General features: G+C 56.1%; 22 protein-coding genes, 1 other RNA gene and 1 pseudogene. 16 read left to right on the top strand and 8 right to left on the bottom strand.

Features of this window, described 5'->3' with window-relative positions; all coding sequences use genetic code 11:
* Positions 1-3: 3 nt before the first annotated feature.
* The 4 genes from GGE09_RS05455 to GGE09_RS05470 form a co-directional block, all read right to left on the bottom strand.
* Positions 4-942, bottom strand: a complete 939-nt coding sequence (locus tag GGE09_RS05455; protein WP_309744624.1) for a DUF2927 domain-containing protein — start codon at positions 940-942, stop codon at positions 4-6.
* A gap of 25 nt (positions 943-967) precedes the next feature.
* Complete coding sequence (locus GGE09_RS05460; RefSeq protein ID WP_309744626.1) at positions 968-2,155, bottom strand: toxic anion resistance protein; 1,188 nt, start codon at positions 2,153-2,155, stop codon at positions 968-970.
* A gap of 13 nt (positions 2,156-2,168) precedes the next feature.
* Positions 2,169-3,083 (bottom strand): 5-bromo-4-chloroindolyl phosphate hydrolysis family protein, encoded by a 915-nt coding sequence (locus GGE09_RS05465; RefSeq protein WP_309744628.1) that lies wholly within the window; start codon positions 3,081-3,083, stop codon positions 2,169-2,171.
* 306 nt (positions 3,084-3,389) lie between these two features.
* Positions 3,390-4,205 carry a TerC family protein gene (locus GGE09_RS05470; protein WP_309744630.1) on the bottom strand — a complete coding sequence of 272 codons (816 nt, stop codon included), beginning with the start codon at positions 4,203-4,205 and terminating at the stop codon, positions 3,390-3,392.
* Between the two features lie 246 nt (positions 4,206-4,451).
* Here GGE09_RS05470 and GGE09_RS05475 point away from each other — a divergent pair, with 246 nt between their 5' ends.
* Positions 4,452-4,769: a cold-shock protein gene (locus GGE09_RS05475; RefSeq protein ID WP_309744632.1), complete on the top strand. Its 318-nt coding sequence runs from the start codon at positions 4,452-4,454 to the stop codon at positions 4,767-4,769.
* Between the two features lie 147 nt (positions 4,770-4,916).
* Here the strand turns inward: GGE09_RS05475 and GGE09_RS05480 are convergent, their stop codons facing one another.
* On the bottom strand, positions 4,917-5,744 hold the full coding sequence (locus tag GGE09_RS05480) for a pseudouridine synthase (protein ID WP_309744634.1): 828 nt from the start codon (positions 5,742-5,744) through the stop codon (positions 4,917-4,919).
* Positions 5,745-5,807: 63 nt separating this feature from the next.
* On the opposite strand from GGE09_RS05480, the gene GGE09_RS05485 reads away from it, so the two are divergent.
* From GGE09_RS05485 to murD, 15 genes and pseudogenes are all read left to right on the top strand, one after another.
* The gene (locus GGE09_RS05485) at positions 5,808-6,257 is read left to right on the top strand and encodes a nucleoside deaminase (RefSeq protein WP_309744636.1); all 450 of its coding nucleotides are present in this window, start codon (positions 5,808-5,810) and stop codon (positions 6,255-6,257) included.
* Between the two features lie 156 nt (positions 6,258-6,413).
* A complete protein-coding gene (gene gatC / locus GGE09_RS05490) occupies positions 6,414-6,701 on the top strand; it encodes an Asp-tRNA(Asn)/Glu-tRNA(Gln) amidotransferase subunit GatC (protein ID WP_309744638.1) in 288 nt (95 codons plus the stop codon).
* A gap of 3 nt (positions 6,702-6,704) precedes the next feature.
* Complete coding sequence (gene gatA, locus GGE09_RS05495; RefSeq protein ID WP_309744640.1) at positions 6,705-8,192, top strand: Asp-tRNA(Asn)/Glu-tRNA(Gln) amidotransferase subunit GatA; 1,488 nt, start codon at positions 6,705-6,707, stop codon at positions 8,190-8,192.
* Between the two features lie 30 nt (positions 8,193-8,222).
* Positions 8,223-8,825 (top strand): hypothetical protein, encoded by a 603-nt coding sequence (locus GGE09_RS05500; protein WP_309744642.1) that lies wholly within the window; start codon positions 8,223-8,225, stop codon positions 8,823-8,825.
* A gap of 62 nt (positions 8,826-8,887) precedes the next feature.
* Positions 8,888-9,250, top strand: a pseudogene (locus tag GGE09_RS05505) (N-acetylmuramoyl-L-alanine amidase); the annotation flags it as partial.
* A gap of 306 nt (positions 9,251-9,556) precedes the next feature.
* Positions 9,557-9,924, top strand: an RNA gene (rnpB, locus tag GGE09_RS05510) — RNase P RNA component class A.
* 157 nt (positions 9,925-10,081) lie between these two features.
* Entirely contained in the window at positions 10,082-11,983 is a 1,902-nt protein-coding gene (locus tag GGE09_RS05515) for a tetratricopeptide repeat protein (protein WP_309744643.1), read from the top strand.
* A gap of 666 nt (positions 11,984-12,649) precedes the next feature.
* Complete coding sequence (gene mraZ / locus GGE09_RS05520) at positions 12,650-13,159, top strand: division/cell wall cluster transcriptional repressor MraZ (RefSeq protein WP_309744645.1); 510 nt, start codon at positions 12,650-12,652, stop codon at positions 13,157-13,159.
* An 8-nt stretch (positions 13,160-13,167) separates the two neighbouring features.
* On the top strand, positions 13,168-14,166 hold the full coding sequence (gene rsmH, locus GGE09_RS05525) for a 16S rRNA (cytosine(1402)-N(4))-methyltransferase RsmH (protein WP_309744647.1): 999 nt from the start codon (positions 13,168-13,170) through the stop codon (positions 14,164-14,166).
* Positions 14,163-14,531, top strand: coding sequence for a cell division protein FtsL (locus GGE09_RS05530; RefSeq protein ID WP_309744649.1), 369 nt, complete (start codon positions 14,163-14,165; stop codon positions 14,529-14,531). The genes rsmH and GGE09_RS05530 overlap by 4 nt, the downstream gene beginning before the upstream one ends.
* Complete coding sequence (locus GGE09_RS05535; RefSeq protein ID WP_309744651.1) at positions 14,531-16,312, top strand: penicillin-binding protein 2; 1,782 nt, start codon at positions 14,531-14,533, stop codon at positions 16,310-16,312. The genes GGE09_RS05530 and GGE09_RS05535 overlap by 1 nt, the downstream gene beginning before the upstream one ends.
* A 21-nt stretch (positions 16,313-16,333) precedes the next feature.
* Entirely contained in the window at positions 16,334-17,815 is a 1,482-nt protein-coding gene (locus GGE09_RS05540; protein ID WP_309744653.1) for a UDP-N-acetylmuramoyl-L-alanyl-D-glutamate--2,6-diaminopimelate ligase, read from the top strand.
* Positions 17,812-19,230 (top strand): UDP-N-acetylmuramoyl-tripeptide--D-alanyl-D-alanine ligase, encoded by a 1,419-nt coding sequence (murF, locus tag GGE09_RS05545; protein ID WP_309744655.1) that lies wholly within the window; start codon positions 17,812-17,814, stop codon positions 19,228-19,230. Before GGE09_RS05540 ends, murF begins: the two co-directional genes overlap by 4 nt.
* A gap of 15 nt (positions 19,231-19,245) precedes the next feature.
* Positions 19,246-20,331: a phospho-N-acetylmuramoyl-pentapeptide-transferase gene (mraY, locus tag GGE09_RS05550; protein WP_309744658.1), complete on the top strand. Its 1,086-nt coding sequence runs from the start codon at positions 19,246-19,248 to the stop codon at positions 20,329-20,331.
* A gap of 113 nt (positions 20,332-20,444) precedes the next feature.
* Entirely contained in the window at positions 20,445-21,845 is a 1,401-nt protein-coding gene (gene murD / locus GGE09_RS05555; protein WP_309744660.1) for a UDP-N-acetylmuramoyl-L-alanine--D-glutamate ligase, read from the top strand.
* Positions 21,846-21,877: 32 nt separating this feature from the next.
* On the opposite strand, the gene topA is transcribed toward murD, so the two are convergent.
* The 3 genes from topA to GGE09_RS05570 form a co-directional block, all read right to left on the bottom strand.
* On the bottom strand, positions 21,878-24,553 hold the full coding sequence (gene topA / locus GGE09_RS05560; protein ID WP_309744662.1) for a type I DNA topoisomerase: 2,676 nt from the start codon (positions 24,551-24,553) through the stop codon (positions 21,878-21,880).
* 152 nt (positions 24,554-24,705) lie between these two features.
* Positions 24,706-25,806, bottom strand: coding sequence for a DNA-processing protein DprA (gene dprA / locus GGE09_RS05565; RefSeq protein ID WP_309744664.1), 1,101 nt, complete (start codon positions 25,804-25,806; stop codon positions 24,706-24,708).
* A 68-nt stretch (positions 25,807-25,874) separates the two neighbouring features.
* A complete protein-coding gene (locus GGE09_RS05570; protein ID WP_309744666.1) occupies positions 25,875-26,369 on the bottom strand; it encodes a GNAT family N-acetyltransferase in 495 nt (164 codons plus the stop codon).
* Positions 26,370-26,435 lie beyond the last annotated feature (66 nt).

Genomic DNA, 26,435 nt, shown 5'->3' on the forward strand with positions numbered 1-26,435 from the left:
CTGTTAGATATGGCTTTGTTTCAGCGCGTCTTCGGCTACGGAATGTAGCAAGGGGCGGGCCCGTTCAGGGGTCATGCCTACGCGCAGACGCGGATCATATAGCATTTTAAGTAGAATTTCGTCGTGGCGTGTCAGTAGCGCAAATTCTTCGTCGTCGTTGAAAATAGACGGGCGGACAGTCGGGTCGTCATTGGCAAGCCCCAAGGCTTGGGTCATTTCTTCCTCGATACAGGATCGGCGCATGACGTCGCTGTGTTCGCCTTTGACCAGAATAACCGCGCCGGAATAATCGGTTGGATTGTCTGCATTTGACAGCGCGTAAGCCACACAAAAGATATTGCGCGGACTGGTTTCGATTTCCCGCACGATAGATGGCAGCAATTGGGGCACATTGGCCGCCAGCAACCCCGGATCAATCTTTTGTTCGTCTCGGTTCAGGAACAGCATGACAAAATTGGCGTTTTTGATTGACGTCAGGCGGATGTTCAGCCCCGTCAGCCCCGCCAGGCGGTTGGCAAAAGCGCTGACAAACTTACGGTCCTTGACCCGTTGGTCGGGCGTGACCGAGGCCCCGAAATACAACCCCACCCGCACAGGTTTTTGCCAGCGCCGCAGATAAGATGCGGTCTGCTCCTCGACGAAAACGCCTTCTTGATTGGTGTATTCATCGTAAAGCGCGACTTTTTCAAAGTTCCGCACCAAAGTATCGGTGTTGAACGGCGCATCGGGCGGATTGAAATCCTGCCGCAACTTGCCCTGCGCCAGCAAACGGGTCTGAACCGATGCATAATAAGCCGCGATGCGGGTGCTTTCCTCAGAGACTTTGGGCTTGGAGGGCGCAGGTTTGGCAACGGGCGCAGGGGCGACAACGGGCGTGGGTGGCACCGCTTCGCAGCCTGCCCCGAACAGGGCGACCAGCACTAGAATATGCGAAAGTTTCATTTGCTGTTCGGTTCGCCGTTCGTGCCTAAGCGCCTGTACTCGTTCCAATATTGTCGCCGGTTCCGGTGGATTTGGCCTTAGCGGCAGAGAGGGTTTTCTTCAATTCCCCTTCCATATTGATCAGCTCTTTTTCCGCCTCGGCCCGTTTGGCCTTGCCCTCATCCGCAATGGACAGACTTTCTTCGATCGTGTCGATCAGATACTGATTGGCCTTCTTGATGCTTTCGATATCAAACACGCCCCGCTCCATCTGTTTACGCACTTCGCGGTTGGCTTGTTGCAAGTTGGCGGCATTGCTTTCCAGCAGTTCGTTGGTCAGATCATTGGCCTGACGCACCACTTCAGCGGCTTCGCGTGAGCGGTGAATGGTTACAGCCTGCGCCAATTGAGTTTCCCACAATGGCACCGTGTTCACCAGCGTCGAGTTGATCTTTGTCACCAGCGATTTGTCGTTTTCCTGCACCAACCGGATGGATGGCAAGGACTGCATGGTCACCTGACGGGTCAGTTTCAGGTCATGCACGCGGCGTTCCAGATCGTCCCGCGCTGAGCGTAGATCCCGCAACTCCTGTGCGCGCAAGACACCCTTATCTTGCGGCGCTTTTTCGACCTCTTTTTCCTTAGCTGGAATGATCTTGCCATCCAGTTCTTTCAGCTTTTCCTCACCCGCAGCGATGTAGAGCGCCAGTTCGTCGTAGAAGGCCAGCGTTTTGCCATAAAGCTTGTCCAGCGATTTGATGTCTTTCAGCAAAACATGTTCATGTTCCAGCAATTCATCCGTGATCTTGTCGATCTGGCCCTGAACGTCTTCGTATTTGGCCATGAATTTCGCCACAGGGGCAGCGCGGCCCAGAATTTTCTCCCACCAGGATAGTTTGCGGTTGGGGTTCAGTTCATCAATGGAAAAACCACGGATTGACGTAACCATATTGCGCAGGGATTCCCCTGCAGGGCCAACGTCCTTGTTGCGCACACCAGACAGCATTTCCTGACTGATTTCCTGCAATTCCGCTTGGGCTTTGGACCCGAATTCAATGATCGACTGGGTATTGTCCATGTTGATTTCATCCATCCGCGATTTGATGGATTTCTGTAGGTCGGGGGCCAGGTCGGACACCACGATCAGATCGTTGCTGGGTTCGGGCAGAACCACGGCATTGATCTCTTCCACGGCTTTCAGCGAGCCTTCGGCTTTATCGCGGATGTTGGACATTGGGGATCTCCTGTTAACTGGCCTTCAGGCCTTCTTGTTTCAGTCGGTCGCGCAAAACCTCGATTTCCACATCAAGGTCCGTGCGGTTATCCAACATCATCGTTTCACGTTGGGTATTAAAGCTGGCTTCCAGATCGGTAAGCAAGGATTCGTATTTCGCCTTGGCTGCGGCATCCTGTGTTTTGGTGTTTAATTCAGCAAACTTGATGGTAGCATCCCGCGCACCGCGCAGATAAACGCCAAGAAATTTACGCGCACCAGACAGATCGCGGGGGTCGTCTTCGACAGTGCGGAACATGTCGCGCACGGCGGCTGCCAGTGTTTCGACCCGCTGTTCAATCCGCCGATCCCCGATCCCGCGGGATGCTGCCAAGGTTTCGGCCAGCAGGGCTTCGGCCTTGTCCACTACTTTGGCAACCCGCTCTGTTTCAAAGTCGGACATGCCCTCCATGCCCTTTTTGCGCAGGGGATCAATACCAAAGCTGAACAAATGGGCGGCACTGGCAATCACACCGTAGACCAGCGCGGCAGGCAGGCTGGCCTTCATGCCGAAAGCTGCGGCAACGCAGACCCCGATCCCCGTCAAGGCGGTGGCGAAAATCTTGCGCGGAATCACAGGCGGGCGGGCGATCTTGCGACTGTTATAGGCATCCTCGGCCTGCAAACCGTCGCGCAACAGCCAAGCGGCTAGCAATAGGATCACCAAGGCGCCGAATTCCGCTACCATGCCCGTCGCGTTTTGCGCCCGCATCTCTCCGATGCCGGAAAACAACAGGGGTAGGGGCAGCAAAAACAGCAGTTTGGTACGGATGTCGGATTTGTGAACCTTACGGCCGCGAAATTTGTTAACGGGTTTCAGCGCAGGCGTATCCTCGCGCCCCGTTTGCGGGCCTGTGGGGCTATGCGCGCCACCGAATTTCTGCGCCATCAGGACAGGCTTCCGAAACTGCCAAGGGAGACAGTCAAAATAGTCGCGCAGAGCACGATATAAGATAGCCACTGCAAAGTTGGCGCAGACATAGTTCCCCCGTGGCGACGGCGTTAATCCCGTTCCCTAACAATATGGGGGCAATATATGGGGGAGGGCGCTTGGTTACTAGGCTTTTGGCGGGTATTTTCTGGGAATATCCCTGAAAACCCCGCCGCTCTCGGCAAAAATTCGCCTTAGATTTTAGCCATATGCGCGTATCTACGCCAAGGTTGACCCGTTTTAGGTGCTGGCAAGGTCCGGGCGTTAATGGCTGTTTTTCCCGCGTTCTGCTGCCAGTTTGCGCTGGTATCCAGTTTGCACGATTTCAACGATAACCAGTACCACAACTGAAAAGTAGAAGGTGGTTTTGGACATTGGCAACAATTCATAGCCAAACACCCTGATTTGCAGATCATCGTTGTGCATGGCGTGGGCGGCAGCGGGGCCAGCCTCTCCCAGCAGAACGACGCCAACAATCAGCAGAATAAACAAGCCAAGCACTTCGTACATGCGGTTCTTTTGCAAAAACGTGGTCACACCATCGGCCAGCAACAGCATGGCAAGACCAGACGCAAGGATCGCAATGGCCAGAACGGGGAAGACATCGGTGATCGCGAGGGCGGAAAGAATGGAATCAAAGCTGAAAATCAGGTTCATCATCACGATCAGCAAAACCACCTGACGAGCGGACTTTGATGATTTTTTACCCCCCGCATGACCCAGTTCATGAATCGTCAGCATATGGGTGATCTCTTTAAAGGCGGTGTACATGATGAAGATACCGCCAATCACAAACACCATGGTAGAGAAGTTAACGCCGCCGGTCAAAACACCGGGGATGTTAAAGATGTAAAACGGGTCTTTCAGGGCGTCAATCAGCCGGATCATGGTAAACAGCAGCACAATCCGCAGCCCCACCGCGATGATAATGCCCCAGAAGCGCACGGATTTCTGATACTCTTTCGGGGCGCGTTGGCTTTCGATCGAAATATACAGAAGATTGTCAAACCCAAGCACGGCCTGAAGGAAAATCAATACGCCCAGATTGGCGAAGTTCTCAAAAGTTAGCAGTTCAGCCATCGCGTGATGTCCTCGAAAATGATGTAAATTCCGTTGTATTTAACGCATCCAACGGGGCAAGAGCAAGCGATCGCAAAACAATCTGGACCGGCGGAATCAGGGTGAATCCGCCGACCTGCTGTTTTCGCACTCTGACGCTGCACTCTGCAACTTTAGCGAAAGCTGCGTGGATAACCCGTTAAAATCGTGAAATCTTTTCCATTTTGTAGGAATCGCCGCTTCCGTTAAACTAAGTGACGTCGCGTCATGGGTGCAGCGCGTCTGGGCCGAAAATCAGGCGCAGACGCGTCCACGCAGGGCGAAACGGAAAAGCCGCAGCAAAATGGTGTGGCTGAATACGAAGGGAATACGACGATGGCCAAAGGTATGGTCAAGTGGTTCAACGCTGACAAGGGCTATGGATTTATCGAGCCTCAAGGCGGCGGTCAGGACATTTTTGTGCATATTTCGCAAGTTCAGGCGTCTGGTTTGCAAACTCTGGAAAACAACCAGCCTGTTGAATTTGAAATGGTGGATGGGGTTGATGGCCGTCAAATGGCCGGAAACATCTCGCTCAGCGAATAGCCGCAAAGACTTGCGCATGAAGAAGTCGCACATGCCTGCATGTGAACAGATGGACTCGCGCAAAATACATCAATCCCCCAAAGCAGCAGGGCAGCCCCACAGCTTCTTTAGAGCCTAAATACCTACTGCACTTCACATGCCGAAAAGTTAACGTTTGGGCTTGCGCGGCGGTTGTGCACGCCGCGATTTCACATCGCGCGACACGCGGCGAGTGTCTTTCTTTTTGGCGTGTGCCGGTGGTGCCTCCAGCCCCAGTTGATCGCGCAGCACCTTTGGTTTGATCTCTTCCACTTCGCCAGATTTCAGCAGTTTCAACTGAAACGGGCCATAAGAAGTGCGGATAAGACGGTTCACGGTCAGGCCAACCATTTCAACAGCGCGCCGAATCTCGCGGTTTTTACCTTCGCGCAGACTGATGGTCAGCCAGGCATTCGCGCCCTGTTGTTTGTCGATGCTGATTTCCATCGGCTGAAACCGCTCGCCATCCACCGTGACGCCTTTGCGCAGCGGTTCGATGGTGGATTCAGTGGGGGAGCCTTTGACCCGAACACGGTATTTACGCACCCATCCGGTGGAAGGCAGTTCCAATTTGCGTTTGATCTCGCCGTCATTGGTCAGCAACAGCAGACCCTCAGAGTTCAAATCCAGCCGACCCACAGACAAAACACGGGGCAGGGACTCTGGCAGGGCGTCAAACACGGTCTGGCGGCCCTTTTCATCCCGTTCTGATGTCACAAGTCCGGGGGGTTTATTATACAGCCACAACCGGGCAGGTTGTTTTTCCGCCACCGGATTGCCGTCAACGGTAATCACATCTTTTTCGGTCACTTTGATTGCGGGGGTGGTCAAAAGTTGGCCATTCAGGTTGATGCGGCCTGCTTCGATCATACGTTCGATCTCACGACGCGAGGCAACGCCCGCGCGGGACAGGAATTTGGCGATACGCTCGCCTTCGGCTGTGATGTCATTGCTCATGGCCCCGCTATAGGGGGGATTGCTGTGGTTGTCCAAGGGAACTGCGCGGGCTATGGCTGGGGAATGGAATTTACTTCTTATATGGATGCCGCATTGGACGCAGCACGGGCCGCTGGTGATCGGGGCGAGGTGCCTGTGGGTGCTGTGGTTGTCATGGCTGGTTCGGTTCTGGCCACAGCAGGCAATCGCACGCGGGAATTAAACGACCCAACCGCCCATGCGGAAATCCTGGCCATTCGCGCCGCCTGTGCGTTGAAAGGGGTGGAACGTTTGGTCGGCGCAGACTTGTATGTAACGCTGGAACCCTGTCCCATGTGTGCGGCGGCCATATCCAACGCACGGATTGCGCGGTTGTATTACGGCGCGGGCGATCCGAAATCAGGCGGTGTGGCACAGGGGCCACGGGTGTTTGACCATCCCCAGTGCCATCACGCGCCCGAAGTCTATGACGGGATCGGTGAGGATGCTGCGGCTGCGTTGTTGCGGGATTTTTTTGCGGCGCGGCGGGTGTAGGGGGCCGGAGAAATGGGGCGCTGCCCCAAACCCCGGGATATTTTCAGAAAGAAGAAGCCGGAATCTGTGGAGGACAGATTGACGGGTTGTCTTGGCTGTTGTGCAGGGATAAAGGTTCGCCCTGAAATATCTGTGACAAAGAGAGTGGATTACCCCATGTCCATTGACAAAGACACTGCCCGCAAAGTGGCACATCTGGCCCGTATCGAAGTGGCCGAAGACCAGCTCGACGCGCTGGCTGGCGAATTAAACGGCATCCTCGGCTTTATGGAGCAATTGAACGAAGTAGATGTCGAAGGCGTTGAGCCGATGACATCTGTTACACCGATGAAGTTGAAACGGCGGGTTGATGCAGTCACGGACGGGGATCAGCAAGCGAAAATTCTGGCCAATGCGCCAGATGCCCGCGAAGGTTTTTTCGCAGTGCCTAAGGTTGTGGAGTAAGACATGAGCGGATTAAACAGCCTGACCATTGCAGACGCACGCGACAAGCTGCGCAGCAAAGAAATTTCAGCGGTTGAACTGACTGAGGCCTGTAATACGGCTGTGGCAGGATCAGATGCGCTGAACGCCTATTCGGTAAAGACACCGGAATTGGCGTTGGATCAAGCCAAGGCAGCCGATGCGCGTTTGGCCACTGGGGATGCGCCGGATCTGTGCGGGATTCCTTTGGGGATCAAAGACCTGTTTTGCACCAAAGGGGTGGCCAGTCAGGCGGCGTCGAATATTCTTGAAGGTTTTAAGCCAGAATATGAAAGCACTGTGACCACAAAATTGTGGGGCGCGGGGGCGGTGATGCTGGGCAAGTTGAACATGGATGAATTCGCCATGGGCTCGTCCAATGAAACCAGCGCGTATGGCGCGGCGATCAATCCTTGGCGGCGGCAGGGGTCTGATGTTGCGTTGACGCCGGGTGGGTCATCCGGTGGGTCTGCTGCGGCGGTTTCTGGCGATTTGTGTCTGGCTGCGACCGGCACGGACACGGGCGGGTCAATCCGCCAGCCAGCGGCCTTTACCGGCATTGTCGGGGTTAAGCCGACCTACGGGCGTGTGTCGCGTTGGGGCATTATTGCTTTTGCGTCATCTTTGGATCAGGCGGGGCCGATGACCAAAACCGTACGTGACAGCGCGATTTTCCTGAATGCAATTGCGGGGCATGATGCCAAAGACAGCACCAGCGCAGATTTTGCGGTACCCGATTTTGAGGCAGCCCTGACGGGCGACATTCGTGGTAAAAAGATCGGTATCCCGAAAGAATACCGTCTGGACGGCATGCCTGCTGAAATCGAAAAGCTGTGGGATGATGGCGCGGCCATGTTGCGGGATGCGGGGGCTGAAATTGTTGATGTGTCTTTGCCGCACACCAAATACGCGCTGCCGGCCTATTATGTTCTGGCCCCTGCCGAGGCCTCGTCCAATCTGGCGCGTTATGATGGTGTACGCTACGGCCACCGCGCCAAACTGCAAAAAGGTGAAGGCATTCACGAGATGTACGCCCGCACCCGCGCCGAAGGTTTTGGCAAAGAGGTACAGCGCCGCATTATGATCGGGGCTTATGTGTTGTCGGCGGGGTTTTACGATGCCTATTACCGTCGCGCCCAGCGGGTGCGCACGCTGATCAAGAAAGACTTTGAAGACGTTTACGCCAGTGGTGTTGATGCGATCCTGACCCCGGCCACGCCGTCTGCGGCCTTTGGGCTTGGGGAAATGGCAGATGCAGATCCGGTGAAAATGTACCTGAATGATGTGTTTACCGTGACCGTGAACCTTGCCGGATTGCCGGGGGTCTCGGTTCCGACAGGGCTTGATTCACAAGGTCTGCCGCTGGGGCTGCAATTGATTGGCAAGCCTTGGGAAGAAGCCGACATGCTGAACACCGCTTATGCATTGGAACAAGCCGCCGGGTTTGTTTCCAAGGCTGATAAATGGTGGTAAGTTTACAAAGTTCAAAGCAAGGAAAGTAAGATGCGCGGGTTATTGGCAACAGTTTTGGTGGCTGGGTTTCTGGCGGGATGTACGACAGAAGTCCCCAATGATCAGGACCAGTATTTCGACAATATCACGCCCGATCCGGCGGCCTTGCAGATAGAGCGGCAACGTTTGTCCGATGCTGAAGTCGGGGGTGATACGGTGCAATTGCCTGCGGATGCCAGTGGCAATCCGCAACCTTTGCCCGTTGTTGGCACTGAAAATGCAGCGATCTCCAATACGCAGGACTTTGCTGCGGTGAAGGAACAGGAAACCATCGCCTCGGATGCGGCTAAATTGGCCGCCCTGCGTCAAAGCTATCAGATCATTGAACCCGAGCCGTTGCCCCAGCGCAAAGATGACACCAATTTGCCAGCCTATGCCCTGTCACAAAAGCAGGCCATTGGCACAAAAACCTACAGCCGCTCTAACAGCAGCCAGTCAGGATGCGGGCGTTACCGCAATGACCCCGATGGCGCACAGCGCGCGTTCCTAGAAGCAGGTGGCCCTCAAAAGGACCGTCGCAATCTGGACAGTGATGGTGACGGATTCGCCTGTAGCTGGAACCCCAACACCTATCGCAGCTTGCTGCAAAACTAGCGTTGGCTGAGGTGCAGGCCTCTGTAAATTGCGGCCCGCGGCGTCACGGGCTGACCCCTGATATGGTGGTTCTGCATTACACGGGAATGGAAACAGCGCAGGCGGCAATCGAACGTCTGTGTGATCCATCGGCCGAAGTTTCTGCCCATTATGTGATTGATGAAACGGGCCGTGTGACCCAGTTGGTCGACGAAGCGGATCGCGCGTGGCATGCGGGCGCTGGGCAGTGGGGCTGGGTTGAGGATGTGAATTCCCATTCCATCGGGTTTGAGCTGGCCAATCGCGGGCCAGAGTCCCAAACACCACAGTTTCCAGCCGCCCAGATAGCAGCGTTAAAACAGGTTCTAGGTGATGTATTACAGCGCCACAGGATTCCACCGGAACGGGTGATCGGCCATTCTGATCTGGCGCCCGGGCGCAAAATCGACCCCGGCCCTTATTTCAACTGGCAGGATCTGGCACAAAGTGGTCTGTCCATCTGGGCCGACCCTGCCCAATGCGCCGCAGACTGGACGGTTTTCCGCGCGGCGGCGTTTTATTTCGGTTACCGCGCCAAAGATGACAGCGCAGAAAGCTGGCAAATCATACTGGACGCCTTTCGCCTGCGGTTCCGCCCCTTTGTCACGGGGCCACTGGATGCACTTGATGTGGGACTAATGGTGGGATTGGCCCAAGATTGGCCCTGTCAGGCCGTTGACCTTGGGCACTATGGGGCGCTAGAGAAAGACTTCGCGGATGGCTGGACGGCTGCACGTAAGTGAGGAAAGTCCGGACTCCAAAAAGCAACGGCGGCGGGTAACGCCCGCCCGGGGTAACCCGAGGGAAAGCGCCACAGAAAACAGACTTCCTGCGCTTGCGCAGGTAAAGGTGAAACGGTGGGGTAAGAGCCCACCGCGGTGGTGGTAACATCACTGGCATGGCAAGCCCCGCTGGGAGCAAAACCAAATAGGGATCGCGTGGATGGCAACATCCGGGGCTGCTTTTGCCCCAGCAGGTCCGGGTTGGTTGCAAGAGCCTGTTGGCAACAGCAGGCCCAGATGAATGGTCGTCTAAGGGGGCAACCCCGGGACAAAATCCGGCTTACAGGCCATCCGCGAAAATATTCCCCGTCTGGTTCGGTTGCACCGGTTGCAGTGTGTTGGGCGCAGGCCTAGGCTGACCCCGTTCAAAGCAACCGATTTTACAGGGTGTTATCCATGGGTTCAGCGGTGTTTCTGCGTAGAGTGGTATTTGTGTTTTGCGCGGTGTTTTGCGTGATGCTATTTGCCCCCATTGCCTTTGCCCAAGCAGTTGATCCGGCCACAAAATCCCTGCTGGCGGAATTTGACATCACCGTAACAGGCGGTGCGGCGGCGGGCTATGTGCCCGATGCCACCTGCGCCATGTGCCATTCTGACAAAGCCGAAAGTTTCAAGAAGGTGGGCATGGGGAAAAGCTTTCACAAGCCCAGCCGCGCGACGGTAATCGAGGATTTTACCAACAATCACTACTATCACGCCCCGTCCGACCGTCATTACGAAATGGAATTGCGCGGCGATGACTATTGGTTCACCCGCTATCAGATCGCGGCGGACGGGGTGCAGATTAATCGCTTTGAACAAAAGGTGGATTGGGTGCTGGGGTCTGGCCATCACTCGCGGGTGTATCTGTATCGTACAAATGACGGGATGCTGTATCAATTGCCGCTGGCGTGGTACACGCAAGACAGCAAATGGGCGATGGCGCCGGGGTTTGAGTTTTTTGATCAAACGGGTGTTCTGCGCGAAGTCAAGCGGCGCTGTATGGCCTGTCACAACGCCTTTCCCGATGTGCCCGCTGGTAGCGATGACGAAGGCCAGCCGGATACGTTTCCTGTTGATCTACCCCAAGGGATTGGCTGTCAGCGGTGCCACGGCCCCGGAGCAAATCACGTGGCCAAAGCTATTTCGGGCGAGGCAGAGTTGGATGAAATCCACGCTGCTATTGTTCAGCCTGCAAAACTGCCCCGCGAACAACTTTACAGCATTTGCTATGGTTGCCACATGCAGCCGAGCGTTGCGATTCCGTCGCCCTTGCGCATGGGGCGCGGTATTTATTCCTTTCGACCTGGTGAGTTGATTTCCGACTACAAAGTCTTTCTGGATATCGAGGATACAACCCGCGCCACGCAGGACCGTTTTGACATCAACCACCACCCCTATCGGTTGGAGCAAAGCGAATGTTTCATCCAAAGTGAGGGCGCGCTTGGCTGTTTGAACTGTCACGACCCCCACGTGAAATTACCTGTGGAACAACGGGCTGAACATTACCGCAATGCTTGCCTGTCCTGCCATGAAACCACCGCGACGGGATTGCCTGTGTTGCGTGCAGCGGATCGCCAGCATCCCGCTTTGGGCGAAAATCCCGATTGCACCAGTTGCCACATGCCCGAGCGCCGAACCCAAGATGTGATCGAAGTGACCATGACCGATCACCGCATTCAGATGCCTCAAACCCAAGGTGACCCGACCGCGCGGATTGCTAAGGAACCCGCCGTTGTCGGGGGGGTGTCGATCTTTGACAAAACCCTGAACCTGTCTCCGTCCGATGCGCTGATCTACAAGACCATGGGAATTCTGGATTACACAGGGGGCGGTGATGCCGGTGCCTCGGATGCATTGCGCCGCACATTGAACAGGCAAGCCGTGCCGCAGGCGACCCCATGGGCGAAACTGTCCAAAAGCCTGCTGCAGCGCAATATGCCTGCGCAGTCCCTTAAGGCAGCAGAACAGGCCCTGCGCTACAGTCCCAACCATCCCGATGTGCGCGGGTTGATGGGGGCGGCCCAAATAAAGTTGGGCAATATCGACGCTGCAAAAACCCTGTTTCAAGAGGTGGCTGACGGGGGGCAGGGGCAAGCGGATAAACGGTACAATCTGGCGCTGATCCTTGCCTACCTAAAGGATTATGACGGGGCTTTGGCGCAGGCGCAGCAAGCGCTGGAAGAACGGCACACGCTTTGGCCTGCGTGGCGGTTGGTTGGGGATTTGCAAAAAGAAAAAGGCGCGCTGGATCTGTCGGCGCAGGCTTATCAACAGGCGCTGGCGATCGAACCCCGCGCCCCGCAGCTGCGTGAAAAGCTGGCAGAGGTTTTACAGGCGCTTGGGCGCGAGGTTGAGGCCAAACGCTACCTTCCCTAACCGAAAATACCCCGCCCAGAGTCCAGAGCGTGACATGGAAGCCCCGCTTTTGGGCTGAAATGGTCTTTATGGTACTTTATGGGACGCAGCAGGCTTCTCGCAATATATAGAGGGGCATATTCCAGATTCGGACCAAGAATCGCATTTCCGAATCGAAAAAAATTCAAAATTTTGCTATGTTCCCAGTATGTTCCAAAGTGGACTGTGGTGTCATGGGATCATATGGGAAAATTTTGGAACTTTTTTAGCATACTACATATAGTGGTAAAATTTCCGTGACTTACTACTACGGCTAAAATTTCAATCAATTTTGTCGATAATGGGGCGGTTTAGACGTACCTCCCTTAGTGCTGACCAGATTTTCCCATAAAAAAGGCTTGGTTTCCATAAATTCCCATGCAATACCTGTTTGCAAGATGACGTTGGGAACAAAAAGGGGCACCAAGACCCCGTAAAGCCAAATCAGGTTTCATACAGGCGCCCAGCTACATCGAATATGAGATCCGACGTGGAATGCGAGCAGACACCCCCCAAAGGTGGCACCACAGTCGGGCGGCCCATAATCGGGACGAGGGCGGCGGATCAAGCAGTGGCAGCAGCTTGGTTCGCCGTTACCATTTTTAAGCCCCGAAAATAATGGGGCGACGAACAAAAGGAGCGCCCTTCGTGGCACGACGGTTCAGAGGCGAGAGTGTCCATAAAGTGGACGCCAAGGGCAGGGTGTCTATCCCTGCGGCCTTTCGACGTGTTCTGGAGGAAGGCGATCCGGAATGGACCGACGGTCTGAACCCAAATCTGGTACTGGTATACGGCGGCAAGGCCCGCGACTTCATCGAGGGCTATACAATGACCTCGATGGAAGAAGTGGACGACAAGATCGCCGCTTTGCCACGCGGGTCCAAAAACCGCCGTGCGCTGGAACATATGTTTTCCGGTCAATCCGTACAGTTAAGCGTGGATGAAACGGGCCGTCTGGTGCTGTCCCCTAAACTGCGTGAAAAGATCGGCATCAAAAACGAAGCCACCTTTGTGGCAACAGGCGACACCTTTCAAATCTGGGAGCCGAGCGCCTATGACGCCCACGCCGCATCACTTGAAGACTGGATGGATGACGAGGACGAAGATTTCGATCCATTGATTCTGTTGGATACGGCAGCGGCAGCGGCAGAAGGGTAATCGCGGACATGGAACAGGTTGAACCGACTGCTTCCCCGCATATTCCCGTATTGTTGGCCCCTATTTTATCAGCGGTCGCACCAATGCAGGGGCGTTGGGTGGATGGCACCTTTGGCGCTGGCGGCTATACACGCGCTTTTCTGGACGCAGGCGCTGACACTGTTTTCGCCATTGATCGCGATCCCGAGGTTTTCGTGCGCGCCGCAGATTGGGCTGGCACCTACGGGGATCGCCTGCAGCTGATTGAAGGCACCTTTGGCAATATGGAAGCGCTGCTTCCCGGTCCTGTGGATGGTGTTGTGCTGGATATTGGCGTGTCTTCCATGCAGATTGATCAGGCTGAACGGGGCTTTTCCTTTCAAAAAGACGGCCCCCTTGATATGCGCATGAGCCAGTCCGGGCAAACCGCAGCAGATGTGGTGAACACCGCATCCGAAGCAGAACTGGCTGATATTTTCTTTCAATACGGCGAAGAGCGCGCCTCGCGCCGGATTGCAACGGCTGTGGTGGCCGCACGCAAACAAGCGCCGATCCTAACCACTGCGCGACTGGTTGAAGTCATCGAATCCACTATGCCCAAGGGTAAGCCCGGCATGGCCCATCCCGCCACGCGCACCTTTCAGGCGCTGCGCATTGCGGTGAACGACGAATTGGGCCAGCTGGTGCGCGGGCTTTACGCCGCTGAATCGGTTCTGGCGGCGGGCGGCGTTCTGGCCGTTGTAACCTTTCATTCGCTCGAAGATCGCATCGTAAAACGGTTTTTGGCAGCCCGCGCGGGCATGACACCCAAGGGCAACCGCTGGGCCCCCGAAGAAAACCGCATTGAGCCGCAGTTTGAATTGCTGGGGCGCAAGGCCATCACCGCTGACAAAGACGAATTGGCCGTTAACCCCCGATCCCGATCCGCAAAACTACGTCTTGCACGGCGCACAGACGCCCCTGTGGGCGACGTGGATTTTGCGGGATTGGGCCTGCCAAGACTAAGCCTGAAGAGTGTAAGTCAATGAAAACATTTCTTTATATGATCTGTTGTGGCGTGGTGATCAGCGTGGCCTATTGGGCCTATAAGGAAAATTACCGAACGCAGGCCAGTCTGCGCCGCGTTGCCGAGCTTCAACAGCAAATCGCCCATGAACGGGAAACGATTTCGGTTTTGAACGCAGAATGGGCCTATTTGAACCGCCCCAACCGACTGCGTGATTTGGTGGATTTGAATTTTGGTGAATTGGGCCTGGTGCCCCTGTTGCCCGAACATTTTGCAGAAGTCGAATTGGTGGCCTATCCGCAGGTGGAAATTGACGTCAATGAATTGGTCAATCCGGTTTCCACCAGCAGCGCGCCCACCGCAGGACCGGATAAGGAATTCCCGTAATGAGAACGCCGCTACGCCCGCTAGCCCGTGTCCTTGATGCCCGCGAAAGGGGCGAAAACCCCGATCTGATCGAGGCCGAAGAACGCGCTATTCGCAATGTAAAAACCCAGATGAAAATGCGCCGTCGGGCGGAAAGTCGTTTGTTGGTGCTGGGTGTGTTCTTTTTTGCGGCGTTTTTGACGGTTGGCACGCGGATGGCCAGCCTGTCTGCCTCTGAACCGACGGAACCCGTTTCAACGGCATCCATCCCGCAAATCGCCAATCAACGGGCCGACATTGTGGATCGTAACGGCGAGGTTCTGGCCACAAATCTGGCCACCACAGCGCTTTATGCCCAGCCGCCTTTGATGGTTGATCCCCAAACTGCCGCCGCAGGTTTGGTGAAAATTTTTCCCGATCTTGATCTGAAACGCCTGACCGAGGATTTTTCCGGTAAGCGCAAGTTCTTGTGGATCAAAAAGAAAATCAGCCCCGAACAGCAACAGCAAGTGCATGATCTGGGCGAGCCGGGTCTGTTGTTTGGCCCACGGGAAATGCGCCTCTACCCCAATGGCCGTCTGGCCGCCCATATCTTGGGGGGGGCCAGCTTTGGCAAAGAGGGCGTGAACGCTGCCGAAGTGATCGGCGTTGCAGGTGTGGAGCGGTATTTCGACGAGACCCTGCGCGATCCGGCCCGCGAAGGTGCTCCGCTGGCATTGTCGATCGACCTGACCGCCCAATCTGCCATGCGGCAGGTTCTGTCTGGCGGCATGAAACTGATGCACGCCAAAGGCGCTGCCGCGATCCTGATGGATATTCACACCGGTGAAATTCTGTCCATGGCCTCATTACCTGATTTTGACCCTAACGACCGCCCGCGGGTTTTGACCAAAGGCGATCAGTCCGACAGCCCGCTGTTTAACCGTGCCAGTCAGGGCGTGTACGAATTGGGCTCGACCTTCAAGATTTTTGCCGCAGGGCTAAGCCTCGAAAAAGGGCAGGTGAACGAAGACACCATGATCGACACCCGTGGCCCGCTGCGCTGGGGTAAATTCAAAATCCGCGATTTCCATGATTACGGCAAGGAATTGTCGGTCACGGATATTATCGTCCAATCTTCAAATATCGGCTCGGCCCGTTTGGCTATGGCCACAGGTACAAAGGCACAGCAGGAATTGCTTGGGAAGCTGGGCTTCCTTGACGTGGTTCCGGTGGAACTGCCCGAAACCCGCAGTGTGCATCCGTTGTTGCCGCCAAATTGGTCGGAACTGTCCACAATGACAATTTCTTATGGCCACGGCATTGCCGCAACGCCGCTGCATCTGGCGGCAGCTTATGCGGCGGTGGGCAATGGCGGGTTTAAGGTAAAGCCGACCCTGCTGCGCCAAGAAACCATCCCCCCCCAACGCGAACAGGTTCTGTCTCGCGATACCTCCACCAAATTGGTCAAGATGCTGCGCGCTGTGGTCACTCGGGGCACCGCCAGCTTTGGCGAGGTGAAAGGCTATGAGGTTGCAGGCAAGACCGGCAGTGCTGATAAGCCAAAACCGGGTGGCGGGTATTACGACAAAAAGGTGATCGCGACTTTTGCCAGTATTTTCCCAGCCAGTGATCCAAAATATGTGCTGATCGTGACGCTGGATGAACCTTCTATCAAAGCCCACGGCGAAATGCGCCGCACCGCTGGCTGGACTGCCGTACCTGTTGCGGCTGAACTGGTCGCACGTTTGATGCCGATCCTAGGATTGCGGCCCAATGTTGCGTCTGCTGGAAATGTTCAATACATGGCGTCTGGAAACTGATCACGGGTAAGGAGTGCTGTCATGACCGCTAGAACCCTGCAATCGCTGGGGCTGACAGCCACACACGGCCCGCAGACAGATATTGAAATCAACGGTATTTGTGTGGACAGCCGCGCCTGTAAGGCGGGTGATCTGTTCGCGGCGATGCCGGGATCGCTGGTTCACGGCGGCACTTTTATCCAATACGCCCTGCGCATGGGGGCCAGTGCGATCCTGACCGATGCCGAAGGCCACGGCATTGCCCTGAATGATGTGGGTGATATTCCCGTTCCTGTGATTGTGAACGATGACCCCCGCCGCGCCTTGGCCATGGCTGCTGCGCGGTTTTACGGGGCGCAACCTGCCACGATGGTGGCAGTGACGGGGACGAACGGCAAAACTTCCGTCGCAAATTTCACCCGCCAGATTTGGGAGCTACTGGGTTATGACGCGGTGAACTTTGGCACCACTGGGGTAGAGGGCGCCTATTCCGCCCCGATGAGCCATACCACACCTGAACCTGTCACCCTGCATAAGCTGCTGAAAACGCTCGAATCCGAGGGCATCACCCACGCCGCAATGGAAGCGTCGAGCCACGGTTTGGATCAACGCCGCTTAGATGGTGTCTGGCTGACCGCGGCGGCCTATACGAATTTCACCCAAGACCACCTTGATTATCACGATACGTTCGAAGCGTATTTTAACGCCAAAGCGGGCCTGTTTTCACGGGTTCTTCCGCCCGAAGGCTCTGCCGTGATCAACATCGACGATGCCAAAGGCGCGGAACTGGTGAAAATTGCCACCGCGCGGGGGCAGGACGTTGTGACCATCGGCACGGGCAAGGGTGATCTGCAAATCCTGTCAGGGCGGTTCGACGCAACAGGCCAGGAAGTGCGGTTTTCGTGGCGCGGCGAAGTCCACGCCGCGCGGCTTAATCTGATCGGCGGATTTCAGGCGCAAAACGTGCTGACCGCCGCCGCCCTGACCATCGCCTGTGGCGCACAAAGCGGCGATGTGTTCCGCTGTCTGCCTGAATTACAAACGGTTCCGGGGCGGATGCAACTGGCGGCAACCCGCGCTAATGGGGCGTCGGTTTTTGTGGACTTCGCCCATACACCTGATGCGTTGAAAACTGCGCTGCGGGCCTTGCGCCCCCATGTTCTGGGCCGTTTGATCGTGGTGTTCGGGGCAGGTGGCGATCGTGACACCACCAAGCGCCCTTTGATGGGTATTGCTGCGCGGGACAATGCGGATGTGGTTTTTGTGACAGACGACAACCCCCGCAGCGAAGACCCTGCCGCGATCCGCCGCATGGTTCTGACTGACTGCCCCGAAGCCACCGAAGTGGGCGACCGCGCCTATGCGATTCTGGCTGGTGTGGATGCATTGCAACCGGGCGATGCGCTGCTGATCGCAGGCAAAGGGCATGAAAAGGGCCAGATCGTCGGCGATGATGTTTTGCCCTTTGATGACGTGGAACAGGCGAGCGTTGCAGTACACGCGCTTGACGGGTTGGGCGCATGAGCGTGCTTTGGACAAGCGCCGCCGCCGCAGCCGCCACAGGTGGACAGAACAGTTGCGACTGGGTGGCCAGTGGCGTGTCCATCGACACCCGCGAATTGCGTGCAGGCGATTTGTTTGTCGCGCTGAAAGATATACGCGACGGCCATGATTTTGTGGCGCAAGCCTTGGCATCAGGGGCGGCAGCAGCGCTTGTCACCCATCGCCCCGAAGGCGTTGCCGCAGATGCGCCGCTGTTGATTGTACCCGATGTTCTGGCGGCACTTGAAGCTTTGGGGCAGGCGGCACGGGCGCGGACACAGGCCAAAGTGATCGGGATTACAGGCTCTGTCGGGAAAACCGGCACCAAAGAAATGTTGCGCACCGCCCTTGCGGGGCAGGGTGCAGTTCATGCGGCGGTGCGCAGTTTTAACAACCACTGGGGCGTACCCCTGACACTGGCACGGATGCCGCAAGACACGGATTTTGCGGTGATCGAAATCGGCATGAACCATCCGGGTGAAATCGGCCCCCTATCGCAAATGGCCCGTCTGGATGTGGCGGTCATCACCACAGTTGCAGCCGTCCATATGGCCGCTTTTGACGATGTGGACCAAATCGCCAAAGCAAAAGCCGAGATTTTTGAAGGGCTTGGCCCGAAGGGTGTTGCGGTACTGAATGCGGATATTCCAACCCTGCCGTTGCTAAGGCGCGCGCGCAAAGAGGGGCGGACCCTTCTATTTGGGCGCGCAGAACAGGCCGATATACAACTGGTTGCCTCTCGTACCGCCACCACTGTCACCACTGTTGAGGCCCGTCTGAACGGGCAAGACATTCTGTTCAAACTGGGCGCAGCGGGCGACCATCTGGCGATGAATGCGCTGGCGGTTCTAGGCGCAGTGCAAGCGGTTGGCGCCGATGTCGCGCAAGCCATGCTGGCATTGGCCAGTTGGCATGCACCCAGCGGACGGGGGCAACGCTTTGAAGTGGTTCTTGGCGAAACCGGTGAGGTGATCGAGCTGATCGACGAGAGTTATAACGCCAATCCCACGTCGATGGCCGCAGCCCTTGCTGTTCTGGCCGCCGCTGAACCTGTAGACACAATCGGGCGGGTATCCCAAGGGCGGCGGGTGGCGTTTCTGGGCGATATGTTAGAGCTTGGCCCACAAGAATTAGCGCTGCACGCAGACCTTTCTGAACTGCCCTGTGTGGCGGATATCGACCTGATCCACACCAGTGGCCCGTTGATGGCCGCCCTTCACGCAGCCCTGCCGGACCGTAAGCGGGGGCAGCATTTTGACGATGCGCAAGCTATGGCCGCGCGGGTAAATAGGCTGCTGGATTCAGGGGACGTTGCTATGGTAAAGGGCTCGCTAGGGTCTAAAGTCGGGCAGGTTGTCACAGCGATCAAATCACTGGGCCAAACAACAGAAAAATAGAGGCGGTAGCGTTTAATGTTGTATTTTCTAAGCCAGTACAGTGATGGTGGCGACTTTTTTAACCTGTTCCGGTACATAACGTTCCGCGCAGGTTGCGCGTTCTTCACCGCGCTGATTCTGAGCTTTATGTTTGGCCAGCCGCTGATCAACTATCTGAAATTACGTCAGAAAAAGGGCCAGCCGATCCGTTCGGACGGCCCTGAAAGCCATATTCTGGAAAAAGCTGGTACGCCGACCATGGGCGGCGTGCTGATCCTTGGCACAATGACGCTAAGCACGCTGCTTTGGGCGCGCTCTGACAACGGCTATGTCTGGGCGGTTCTGCTGGTGACCATCGGCTTTGCGTTGATCGGGTTTATGGATGACTATCTGAAGGTCACCAAACAGACGGTTGCCGGATTTTCCAGCAAAGCCCGGCTTGCGCTAGGGTTCGCAATTGCCCTGATCGCTGCGGTTTATGTTGTAACCCTGCACCCAGAACCGCTGTCGCGCCAGATTGCGGTTCCTGTTCTGAAGGATGCGCTGATCAATGCGGGGCTGTTCTATTTTCCATTCGCCATGATCACCATCGTCGGCGCGGCCAATGCGGTGAACCTGACAGACGGGCTGGATGGGCTGGCAATTATGCCAGTGATGATTTGCGCCGCCACTTTGGGCATCATTGCCTATGTGGTCGGACGTACGGATTTTACTGAATATCTGGACGTGCATTATGTGCCGGGCACGGGTGAGTTGTTGGTGTTTACATCGGCTTTGATTGGCGGCGGCTTGGGGTTCTTGTGGTACAATGCCCCCCCTGCGGCGGTGTTCATGGGGGACACGGGGTCGCTGGCACTGGGCGGCGCACTGGGCGCCATCGCGGTGGCGATCAAACATGAAATCGTCATGGGGATTGTTGGCGGTCTGTTTGTGGTCGAGGCACTGTCGGTAATCATTCAGGTGCTTTACTTTAAGAAAACCGGCAAGCGGGTGTTTTTGATGGCGCCGATCCATCACCATTTTGAAAAACGGGGCTGGGCCGAGCCGCAGATTGTGATCCGGTTCTGGATTATTTCGTTGATTCTGGCGCTGATCGGGCTGGCGACGCTGAAGATCCGATAGGATCAGTGGGTCCGATACGATTGTAACGGGGGCTTTGCGCCCCCGTACCCCCGCAGGATATTTTGAAAACAAAAAGGCCGAGGCCTTTTGGGCAAGCTGAGAAAGACTGTGTGATGATTCCTGTTCGTGGATATGAAGGCCATTCGGTGGGTGTTCTGGGGTTGGGTCGATCGGGCTTGGCAACCGCGCGTGCGCTGGTGGCAGGCGGGGCCATGCCTGTGTGTTGGGACGATAATGAGGCCACACAAGAGCGGGCGCGGGCAGAGGGCTTTTTGGTTGCGGATCTGACGAAAGATCGCAATTGGGACGGGATCGGCTGTCTTGTGACCTCGCCCGGAATTCCGCATCTTTACCCCGCCCCCCACCCGGTGATTTTGAAAGCTTGGGAAATGGGCGCGGTGGTGGACAATGATGTGGGCTTGTTTTTCCGCAGCTATGGCACGCCCGAATGGGATGAGTTTGAGATTTTACCCCGTGTGATCTGTGTAACGGGATCAAACGGGAAATCCACTACAACGGCGTTGATCCAGCATATTCTGGAACAATCCGGACGGAATGTTCAGATGGGCGGCAATATCGGGCGGGGGGTTCTGGATTTGGAACCTGCCTCGGACGGGCAGATCACGGTGTTGGAATTGTCTAGTTATCAGACGGAATTAGCGCGATCTTTGGCGCCAGATATCGCAATTTTCATGAATCTCAGCCCCGATCATTTGGACCGTCACGGCGGAATAGGCGGGTATTTCGCTGCTAAATCGCGGTTGTTCTCCGCAGGTGGGCCAGATCGCTCGATTATCGGTGTGGATGAGGTTGAGGGCCAGTATCTGGCAGCGCAACTGCGCGAAGCGCAAGGCACAGGGGAGCCTGTCATTCGCATTTCCACCGAGCGGAAGTTGCAAGGCGATGATTGGTCGGTCTTTGCGCGCAAGGGTTTCTTGGCGGAATGGCGCAAAGGGCGGCAGGTGGCTTCGATTGATCTGCGCGCGATCAGGGGATTGCCCGGCGCCCATAACCATCAGAATGCCTGTGCGGCTTATGCGGCCTGTCGATCCATCGGGTTGGCGCCAAAGTTGGTTGAAACCCACCTTGGAACCTATCCCGGCCTGCCGCATCGCTGTCAGATTATTGCTGAAAAGCATGGGGTTTTATTTGTGAATGACAGCAAAGCCACCAATGCAGATGCTGCGGAAAAGGCTTTGCTGGCGTTCAAGAATATCCGCTGGATTGCGGGGGGGCAGCCCAAAGAGGGCGGGATTAGCGCGCTGGAGCCATTGTTTGACAGGGTGCGGAAAACCTATCTGATAGGTGAAGCGGCGGAACATTTTGCGGCGCAATTGGACGGGCAAGACTATGAGGTTTGCGGGACAATGGAGCAGGCCGTGGATCGGGCGGTAGCGGATTCAGAGGCGGGGGATGTTGTGTTATTGGCACCTGCTTGTGCCAGTTTTGACCAATATGCCAGCTTTGAAGCCCGCGGAAACGCCTTTGTCGCGGCGGTCGAGGCGTTGGATTAAGGCCCACGCAGACTGCGCAGGCCTTACCTTTATTATTCAGCAGCCTTTTTCGGCGCAGCTTTCTTGGCTGCCGGCTTTTTGGCAGGCGCCTTTTTAGCTGCGGCTTTCTTCGGTGCTGCCTTCTTTGCGGCAGGTTTCTTGGCTGCGGCTTTCTTTTTTGGCGCAGCTTTCTTTTTGCCTGAAGTGGCGGCTTTTGCATCCACCAAGGCAACGGCCTCTTCCAGCGTGATCTTCGTCGGTTCCAGCTCTTTGGGCAGGGTCGCGTTGATCTTTTCCCACTTCACATAGGGGCCATACCGCCCGTCCATGACGTTGATCGCGCCGCCTTCTGTTGGATGCTCGCCCAGTTCCTTGAGCGGTTCAGCCGCCGCGCCGCGTCCGCCTTTGGCAGCCTTTTCTGCAATCAATTCAACGGCCCGGTTCATGCCGATGGTAAACACCTCGGTCGGGTCTTTCATGTTGGCATAGATTTTGCGCGCAGTTTTTTTGCCTTCTTCAAGCGGCATTTGCCACATGACATAGGGACCAAACCGCCCGATGGCCGCCGTGATGTCGCCACCATCTGGATGGGTGCCGACAAGACGGGGCAGGGACAGCAAATCAAGCGCCAGTTTCAGATCCACACTGCTTAGGTCAGTGCCTTTCGGGATCGACGCACGGGGCGGTTTCGGCTCTTCTTCGGTGGTGTCGCGCCGTTGCACGTATGGGCCGAACCGGCCGGAGCGCAGGGTGATCGGGTCGCCGTTGTCATCCATACCCAGAACTTTGCCATCGGGTCCGGCAATATCACCGCCCTCGACCTCGCCCGAGATCGGACGGGTGTAGCGGCATTCAGGGTAGTTGGAACAGCCGATAAACGCGCCGCCAGAGCGGGCCGTGCGCATGGACAACCGGCCATTACCACAGGCTTTACAGATGCGAGGATCTGAGCCGTCTTCATTTTCCGGAAACAAATGGGGCGCCAGAACTTCGTTGATTTTTTCCAGAACTTCGGTGATGCGCAGATCGGCGGTTTCCGCGATTGCAGCAGAAAAATCACGCCAGAAACGGGACAGAACAGCCTTGTAATCCTCACGTCCGCCCGAAATATCGTCCAGTTCTTCTTCCAGTTTTGCGGTAAAGTTATACCCCACATACTGACGGAAATAGTTTTCCAGAAAGGCGATCACAAGGCGGCCTTTATCCTCGGGGATCAGGCGGCCTTTGTCCTTGCGCACATATTCGCGGGTCTGGATCGTGGTGACGATGCTGGCGTATGTGGACGGACGCCCGATGCCCAATTCTTCCATCCGTTTGACCAAAGTGGCCTCGGTATAACGGGGGGCTGGTTGGGTGTGGTGTTGCTCGGGGGTGACTGTATTTTTCTTGGTCGGATCGCCCTGTGCGATTTGGGGCAGGCGCTTGTCATCGTCATCAATGACCTGACCGTCCGTCACATCATCACGGCCTTCTTCATAGACCTTCAGGAACCCGTCGAACAAAACAACCTGGCCGTTGGCGCGCAGACCCACTTGGCCATCTTGCGAGGCCACTTCTACAACCGTGCGTTCCATCCGCGCGGCTTCCATCTGGCTGGCGATGGTCCGTTTCCAGATCAGATCATAGAGTTTGCGTTGTTCCGGTTCCAGACGGGACAGGCTTTCAGGCGTCGCATCCATGTCCGTCGGGCGGATACATTCGTGCGCTTCCTGTGCGTTCTTGGCCTTGTTCTTGTAAACACGGGGTTTTTCGGGAACGTATTCCGCGCCAAACATGGTGCTGATGGTTGCCCGCGCGGCGGTAATCGCCTCGGGCGCCATGTCGATACCGTCGGTCCGCATATAAGTGATGTAGCCCGCTTCATACAGGCGCTGCGCCGTTGACATGGCCGCGCGCGCGCCCATGCCGAACTTGCGGCTGGCCTCTTGTTGCAGGGTTGATGTCATGAACGGCGGCGAAGGATTTCGGCTTGCAGGTTTTGCTTCAACACTGGCAACCGACAAATCCCGCGAGTTGATTGCAGCCACGGCAATTTCAGCCGCTTCGGATGTTGCAATGTCAAATTTATCGAGCTTGTTGCCGCCCAAAACCGTCAAACGGGCTTCGAAATCCTGTCCGCGCGGGGTGGTCAGGATCGCTTTAACCGTCCAGTATTCGCGTGGTTTGAAGGCTTCGATTTCCATTTCGCGTTCAACGATCAGTCGTAGACAAACGGATTGCACACGGCCTGCGGATTTTGCGCCGGGCAGTTTGCGCCACAGCACAGGCGACAGGTTAAACCCCACCAGATAATCCAGCGCGCGACGGGCAAGATAAGCCTCCACCAGTTCCATATCCACTTGGCGTGGGTTTTTCATGGCGGTGGTTACGGCGTCTTTGGTAATGGCGTTGAAAACCACCCGTTCAACCTTGGTCGATTTCTTGATCGCCTTGCGCTTTTTCAGCGCCTCTTCCAGATGCCAACTGATCGCTTCTCCCTCGCGATCGGGGTCGGTTGCGAGGATCAGTTCATCGTCGGATTTCAGCGCTTCGGCAATGGCGCGAATGTGTTTTTGGCTGTCGCTGGCGACCTCCCATTTCATGTCAAAGTCGTTGTCTGTGTCCACTGAACCGTCTTTCGGCGGCAGGTCACGCACGTGTCCATAGGACGCCAGAACCGTAAAGTTATCGCCCAAATATTTGTTTATTGTCTTGGCCTTAGCCGGAGATTCGACGACGACAACTGGCATATTATTTCCTGTGAATCAGTATACTGCACTGCCCGTTTGGGGCGTGCGGAAAATGTGTTGCTGTGGGTAGGCTTGTCAATGGGGGATGCGCATTTGGTTTTTTTGCTGTGCTTTAAGGGTGCGGCGCGGTACCCGATTTTTTCACCTTTCAGCTAACTGCCAAGCGCCAGAAACCCACCCGGATGACGCTGGATTTTACCCTCAAGTTCTAATGTCGTGAGGTAGGGGGTTATCTGGGAAGCCGGCAGTCCGACGTCGCGGATCAGACAGTCTTCGGCAACAGCAGAGGGGCCAAGCAGGGTCAGAATTTGATGGGTGATCTGTTCTGCGGCGGGCAAGGGCAGCGCTGGCTGTACAGGTTCAAGCGTTAACGAAGTCTCGGGCTGCTGTAGTGCTTCAATCACATCTTGTGCCGAACGGATCAAACAGGCGCCGTCGCGGATTAGCGCATTGCACCCCGCCGCGCGCGCATCCATCGGATTGCCTGGCACGGCCATAACCTCGCGGCCCATTTCAGCCGCTTCACGGGCTGTGATCATAGTGCCAGAGCGTAACGCACCCTCGACCACCAATGTTGCTTGCGCCAGACCTGCGATTATTCTGTTGCGCTGGGGGAAATGGCGGGATTGCGGGGTCAGACCCAACGGGTTTTCCGAAAGACGCAGGCCCTGTTGGGCGATTTCATCATGCAAAGCACTGTTCTCGCGGGGGTAAACCACATCAAGCCCGCCCGCTTGCACGGCAATTGTTCCTGTTGCCAGCGATGCGCTATGGGCGGCGGCATCAATACCCCGCGCCAAGCCCGATACAATCACAAAACCCGCAGCGCCCAGATCGGTGGCCAGAAAACGCGTCATCCGTATGCCTAGACTTGACGCATTGCGCGCCCCGACCATTGCAATGGCAGGGCGGTTTAACAGGGCTGTATTCCCCAAAGCCCATAAAACAGGCGGAGGATCGGGCATGTCGCGCAGGGCTTTTGGATATTCATCATCCCCGTAGCACAATAGATTTAACCCCATGGAAAGCCCTGATGACATTTCTGCATAAGCGGCTTTATGGGAAAACACTTCATAATCCTGAACACCCGCTTCAGCCGCGATCTGTGGCAAAGCTTCAAGCGCGCCTGCGGCTGATCCATGCTCCCCCAGCAGACGGAAAAACGTCACCGGACCCACACGTCGCGACCGGATCAGTCGCAACCAATCCAGTCGCGCGCTGGGGGGCAGGGGAATCAAGGAGGGACTGCTCATAGCACGAGCCTGCCACCACTTGGTTAACAGATGGTGAAGCCCGCCTGAGAATCCCGCATCGCCTTAGATCAGCCCAGATTTTTGGTCATTAAAATACAAGGCAGGGCGAAAGGGCCGTCAAGCGTATCCACCTCGGACTCATGCAGGCCCTGACTAACCCAGCCCATTTTCTCGTAGAACCTACGGGCGCGGCTGTTTTGTGCGATCACATCCAACTTGGCGCGGCGAAAACCCTGCTGCGCGATATTCTCACATCCTGCAGAAATTAAAGCCGCCGCAACACCAGTCCCTTTCGCGTCTTTATGCACGTACATCTGGTAAATTTCGTCGCCTTTCACAGCGCAAAATCCAATTGGCGCGCCAATTGGACCAGACACGAAAGTCTGCGCAAGCATCTGGTGTAAACGAATGTAAAAACTCTCTTTTGTGCGCAGGTCGGTCAAGCGCTGCGGAACATGCACCGCATGGGCATCGTGCCACCCTTGATTCCAAATTTGCGCCAAAACATGGTGATCTTCATCCCGCGCTTTGCGAATTTCTGGCATATTTACAACTTCTCCCATCAAACGCCCCACCTAGATTTTTTTGTTTCCAAAATATCCGCAAGGGGGTGAGGCGCAGCCGCGGGG

Source organism: Roseobacter sp. N2S, assembly GCF_031454055.1.
Lineage (GTDB): Bacteria > Pseudomonadota > Alphaproteobacteria > Rhodobacterales > Rhodobacteraceae > Amylibacter.

Bases quoted from the DNA above. Each gene is read 5' to 3' on its own strand.
- GGE09_RS05455 (WP_309744624.1), bottom strand. From the start codon at position 942: ATGAAACTTTCGCATATTCTAGTGCTGGTCGCCCTGTTCGGGGCAGGC.
- GGE09_RS05460 (WP_309744626.1), bottom strand. From the start codon at position 2,155: ATGTCCAACATCCGCGATAAAGCCGAAGGCTCGCTGAAAGCCGTGGAA.
- GGE09_RS05465 (WP_309744628.1), bottom strand. From the start codon at position 3,083: ATGGCGCAGAAATTCGGTGGCGCGCATAGCCCCACAGGCCCGCAAACG.
- GGE09_RS05470 (WP_309744630.1), bottom strand. From the start codon at position 4,205: ATGGCTGAACTGCTAACTTTTGAGAACTTCGCCAATCTGGGCGTATTG.
- GGE09_RS05475 (WP_309744632.1), top strand. From the start codon at position 4,452: ATGGGTGCAGCGCGTCTGGGCCGAAAATCAGGCGCAGACGCGTCCACG.
- GGE09_RS05480 (WP_309744634.1), bottom strand. From the start codon at position 5,744: ATGAGCAATGACATCACAGCCGAAGGCGAGCGTATCGCCAAATTCCTG.
- GGE09_RS05485 (WP_309744636.1), top strand. From the start codon at position 5,808: ATGGAATTTACTTCTTATATGGATGCCGCATTGGACGCAGCACGGGCC.
- gatC (WP_309744638.1), top strand. From the start codon at position 6,414: ATGTCCATTGACAAAGACACTGCCCGCAAAGTGGCACATCTGGCCCGT.
- gatA (WP_309744640.1), top strand. From the start codon at position 6,705: ATGAGCGGATTAAACAGCCTGACCATTGCAGACGCACGCGACAAGCTG.
- GGE09_RS05500 (WP_309744642.1), top strand. From the start codon at position 8,223: ATGCGCGGGTTATTGGCAACAGTTTTGGTGGCTGGGTTTCTGGCGGGA.
- GGE09_RS05515 (WP_309744643.1), top strand. From the start codon at position 10,082: ATGCTATTTGCCCCCATTGCCTTTGCCCAAGCAGTTGATCCGGCCACA.
- rsmH (WP_309744647.1), top strand. From the start codon at position 13,168: ATGGAACAGGTTGAACCGACTGCTTCCCCGCATATTCCCGTATTGTTG.
- GGE09_RS05530 (WP_309744649.1), top strand. From the start codon at position 14,163: ATGAAAACATTTCTTTATATGATCTGTTGTGGCGTGGTGATCAGCGTG.
- GGE09_RS05535 (WP_309744651.1), top strand. From the start codon at position 14,531: ATGAGAACGCCGCTACGCCCGCTAGCCCGTGTCCTTGATGCCCGCGAA.
- GGE09_RS05540 (WP_309744653.1), top strand. From the start codon at position 16,334: ATGACCGCTAGAACCCTGCAATCGCTGGGGCTGACAGCCACACACGGC.
- murF (WP_309744655.1), top strand. From the start codon at position 17,812: ATGAGCGTGCTTTGGACAAGCGCCGCCGCCGCAGCCGCCACAGGTGGA.
- mraY (WP_309744658.1), top strand. From the start codon at position 19,246: ATGTTGTATTTTCTAAGCCAGTACAGTGATGGTGGCGACTTTTTTAAC.
- murD (WP_309744660.1), top strand. From the start codon at position 20,445: ATGATTCCTGTTCGTGGATATGAAGGCCATTCGGTGGGTGTTCTGGGG.
- topA (WP_309744662.1), bottom strand. From the start codon at position 24,553: ATGCCAGTTGTCGTCGTCGAATCTCCGGCTAAGGCCAAGACAATAAAC.
- dprA (WP_309744664.1), bottom strand. From the start codon at position 25,806: ATGAGCAGTCCCTCCTTGATTCCCCTGCCCCCCAGCGCGCGACTGGAT.
- GGE09_RS05570 (WP_309744666.1), bottom strand. From the start codon at position 26,369: ATGGGAGAAGTTGTAAATATGCCAGAAATTCGCAAAGCGCGGGATGAA.